Origin of the sequence: uncultured Porphyromonas sp. (genome assembly GCF_915070105.1) — a bacterium.
Classification (GTDB): Bacteria; Bacteroidota; Bacteroidia; order Bacteroidales; family Porphyromonadaceae; genus Porphyromonas.
Genome location: NZ_CAJZFJ010000107.1, coordinates 1 through 4,007, shown reverse-complemented (window position 1 = coordinate 4,007; position 4,007 = coordinate 1). Strand labels below are relative to the sequence as shown.

The 4,007-nt window shown below is 48.8% G+C and carries 5 protein-coding genes; all 5 read left to right on the top strand.

The features are described from left to right. Window positions 1-232: 232 nt before the first annotated feature. The gene (locus tag QZ554_RS08220) at window positions 233-406 is read left to right on the top strand and encodes a hypothetical protein (RefSeq protein ID WP_297195720.1); all 174 of its coding nucleotides are present in this window, start codon (window positions 233-235) and stop codon (window positions 404-406) included. After that, the gene (locus QZ554_RS08215; RefSeq protein WP_297195719.1) at window positions 396-1,496 is read left to right on the top strand and encodes an LPO_1073/Vpar_1526 family protein; all 1,101 of its coding nucleotides are present in this window, start codon (window positions 396-398) and stop codon (window positions 1,494-1,496) included. The genes QZ554_RS08220 and QZ554_RS08215 overlap by 11 nt, the downstream gene beginning before the upstream one ends. Window positions 1,497-2,401: 905 nt before the next feature. Next, complete coding sequence (gene rpsL, locus QZ554_RS08210) at window positions 2,402-2,809, top strand: 30S ribosomal protein S12 (RefSeq protein ID WP_005468095.1); 408 nt, start codon at window positions 2,402-2,404, stop codon at window positions 2,807-2,809. 252 nt (window positions 2,810-3,061) lie between these two features. After that, on the top strand, window positions 3,062-3,538 hold the full coding sequence (gene rpsG, locus QZ554_RS08205) for a 30S ribosomal protein S7 (protein ID WP_297195718.1): 477 nt from the start codon (window positions 3,062-3,064) through the stop codon (window positions 3,536-3,538). Between the two features lie 15 nt (window positions 3,539-3,553). Next, window positions 3,554-4,007, top strand: a 454-nt coding sequence (locus QZ554_RS08200) for a GTP-binding protein (RefSeq protein ID WP_297195717.1), incomplete at its 3' end; no start/stop codon positions are given.

Here is a 4,007-nt window from a genome sequence, read left to right as displayed (position 1 = left end):
TGTCTACCTCTTTTTGAACTTGAACGAGGTGTAATAAATGGGAGTTGTGAGGGCGAATAGGATTAAGACAAGACGGCATAGGAGGCTGTGCATGAGGCATACCTCGGCTTCTGAGTAAATTGCCTCTGTGTAGAGTGTTGTCTCTGATTATGCGTTGGCATGATGTTTGCTAATGTGTAATGTGTTAGTTCTCATTGAATTTGAGTGTGCAAACCAGATGATTAGATATAATATGGAATGGATCTTTGACGGAATAGGGACAGCAATTCTCTCATCCCTCGTGTCTCTATTAGTAGGAGGAGGGATTGGATATAGAGTCGCTATTAACAAGAGCAAGGTTAAGCAGAAGCAAAAGGCTGGGGATCATTCCAGCCAGATACAGATAGGGAATAGGTATGGCAGATAAGCAATCACAGAAGGCAGGGGACAACGCACAGCAGATACAGACTCAGACTATGGTCGTCCATAACCATGGTATAGATGAAAAACGAGTAAGAGAGATCTGTCAGGAAATGCTCCCCCGAGCGATAGAAGCCTACACTCGAGATGCTGAAAAGACTGCCCGCTTGCGTATTGCTGAGTTTGAGTCAGTTCTTATCGCTAGGCTGAAGGCTATGGAGGATGCCTGGGCGGCCTTTGCAGATCCAAGTGTTCAGCTCCTACTGGTAGAAACTCAGAAAGCAGCTGCCTCCACGGAGAGGCAGGCCGACTACGAACTGCTAGCAGAATTGCTTGCTCAGCGGACTCAGGTAGGGGAGGATCGTATGAGTCGAGCTACTATTCGTGGTGCAGTAGGGATTGTGAGTGAAGTGTCTGATGAGGCTTTGCTTGGGCTGACCGTGCTGTTCTATTTTACTCGGCTTCCGATGCCAGGGATGGAGAGTATCCCTATAGAGTTGGAGAAATGGAATAACCTCTTGGAGCAACTACTTGATAGTCCCCTACCTCAAGGTGCGGGGTGGCTTGAGCACCTAGATATACTAGGAGCCGTGAGGATAAATCGTTTGTTCATACCGAGGACAATAAAGGAGAAGGTTCGCCAAGCCCTTTCTGGTTACGTGGATGTTGGTATTTTAAATGGCTCAGATAGCCATCAAATGGCAATATCATTGCTTGAGTCAGAAGGGCTACCTTCCTCAGAGTTTCTTGTTGAGCATGATTTGAATATGGATTATTTAAGAGTGAACTTGCCACATAGAGGTATGATTGATGAGCTTCAGGTCAGAGATTCTGGTGGTTCGATACACTTCCTAACAGACTCACAGAAAAACACCATAGAACGTCTTTATAATCTCTATGTGCAAGATGAGAACCTGAGAGAGCAGAATGTAGATAAATTTATAGAGCAGTGGGATAGGTGGCCGACCCTAAGGGCAATAAGGGAGTGGTGGGAGTGCTGGAGCGAATACTCGTCTATAACGCCTATTGGCAGTGTGCTCGCACAAGCAAACGCAGAGAGGATAGGCCTTCTAAAAACGCATGAACCTTCCGCCTAATCGAACCTTTCGATACGATTGGTAGTCCTTGTACTTGTGTCTGATTATCTGAGTGGATGGTGAGTTTGTCCTCAGCTCAACAGCTTGCTCCCCTTGTCTTATGTGGCAGATGAGAGGCTGCTGAGTCTATGGACGAAGGGTGATTGCTTTCACGGACTCTTCCATTTCTTGTCTTTAATGTTTTGTCTGTGCACAGGAGATGATACCATATACTTTCGAGTCATGTGAGTCTCATTTGTCTCTGGGGGCTGATGGAAGGGATTAAGATCTACCCAGTCTGAGGGCTTGAAGGAGGTACTTATTGTTTCCCGAAGTGTATACTCTTCGGATCAGACAGCTAGGGGCGTTCGTTCCCTAGCTGTTTTCTTTTTTTGCCCTGCGGTTGCCTTTTGGGGTGGGATGTGCCGATGATGAGTGCTGATGACAGGGGACTACGAGCGGTGGGGGAGGGTAGAGTAGTCAAGGAGCCTAGAGTGACGATAGAAGCATCGGTGTCCTAGGGGTTGTTTGACCCTATTTATACCTATTACTTAGGAGGGAGATGTGTACACGCGTGTATGCCATTGTGTACACGTGGGTATACAATAGTGTACACGCGTGTACACAACTTCGCTCTAAGTATGTCCTCTGTAGGGTGCTCATTTGCGCCTTTCTCGGGGCGAACGTTTGAGGCACTCCATAGATAAGGGGGGGTGGATAGGGCTTCCCTAGGATGGGGACGAATATTCCATGGAGAGAAAGGGTAGGGGATGCCCAGAGAGAGGATATAGCTGTCGTGCCGATGAGGGTATCGTATTGTATATTCGCAGATTATGTGTATCTTTGTGCACTCGATGGAGTAGGCTTAGGTCTGCTCTGTCCGAAGAATTGAGTAGATAAGTTATTCAAACATAAGTAGAAACGAAATGCCAACTATTCAACAATTGGTAAGAAAGGGACGTGAGACACTCGTCGAAAAGGGTAAGAGCCCAGCTCTGGATTCTTGTCCTCAGCGTCGTGGTGTCTGCGTACGTGTGTACACAACCACCCCTAAGAAGCCAAACTCTGCAATGCGTAAGGTCGCTCGTGTCCGCCTGACCAATGGGAAGGAAATCAACGCCTATATCCCAGGTGAGGGTCACAACCTCCAGGAGCATAGCATCGTGCTGGTACGTGGTGGTCGTGTGAAGGACCTCCCAGGGGTACGCTATCACATCGTACGTGGCTCACTCGATACGGCTGGTGTCAATGGTCGTCTGCAGCGTCGCTCTAAGTACGGTGCTAAGCGTCCTAAGCCAGGTCAGGCAGCTGCTCCAGCAAAGGGTAAGAAGTAGTCTTCCCCTGGCGTGGAGTGACCGCTTGGTCATGCGCCCCCTTCGTCTCCAGTGCCGTCTCGACCTCGCTTCGTGACTGACTGGAGAGCCAAACAAAGAGCCTCTCGTGCTAGAGGCAATGCTAAGTGTCAATAGAACCAAGTTTCTTGAGTTCGTTGGATAGGCTAGCAAGGTTGAGTAAATGCTCCAGCGGGAGCGTTGAAGTAAGATCACAGCACAACCAATCGACAGAAACGAAATTAAGATTAAGCAATGAGAAAAGCTAAACCCAAAAAGAGACAGGTACTACCTGATCCCGTATTTGGTGACGTAAAGGTGACGAAGTTCGTTAATCACCTGATGTACGACGGTAAGAAGGGCATCGCCTTCGATATCTTCTATACCGCGCTTGAGATCGTAGGCAAGAAGATCCAGCAGGAGGACAAGACTCCGCTCGAGATCTGGAAGGCCGCTCTCGATAACATCACTCCTCAGGTAGAAGTAAAGAGCCGCCGTATCGGTGGTGCTACCTTCCAGGTGCCAACGGAGATCCGCCCCGAGCGTAAAGAGTCTATCTCTATGAAGAACCTCATCCTCTATGCTCGCAAGCGCGGTGGTAAGACCATGGCAGATAAGCTCGCAGCAGAAATAGTGGATGCATTTAGCAGTCAGGGTGCCGCCTTCAAGCGCAAGGAAGATATGCACCGTATGGCTGAAGCCAACCGTGCATTTGCTCACTTCAGATTCTAAAGAAGGCAAAAGACAATGGCTGACCACAAACACCTAGAACTTACGAGAAATATCGGCATCATGGCTCACATCGATGCCGGGAAGACGACCACGTCCGAACGTATCCTCTTCTACACAGGTCTTACCCATAAGATTGGGGAAGTACATGATGGAGGTGCTACGATGGACTGGATGGCACAGGAGCAGGAGCGTGGGATCACGATTACCTCTGCTGCCACTACGACCTTCTGGAACTACGATAATACGAAGTACAAGATCAACCTGATTGACACCCCAGGGCACGTGGACTTCACTGTAGAGGTAGAGCGTTCGCTCCGTATCCTCGATGGTGCTGTCGCTACCTTCTGTGCTGTGGGTGGTGTACAGCCTCAGAGTGAGACTGTATGGCGTCAGGCTGATAAGTATCGTGTACCTCGTATCTGCTACGTAAACAAGATGGACCGCTCGGGTGCCAACTTCTTTGAGGTTG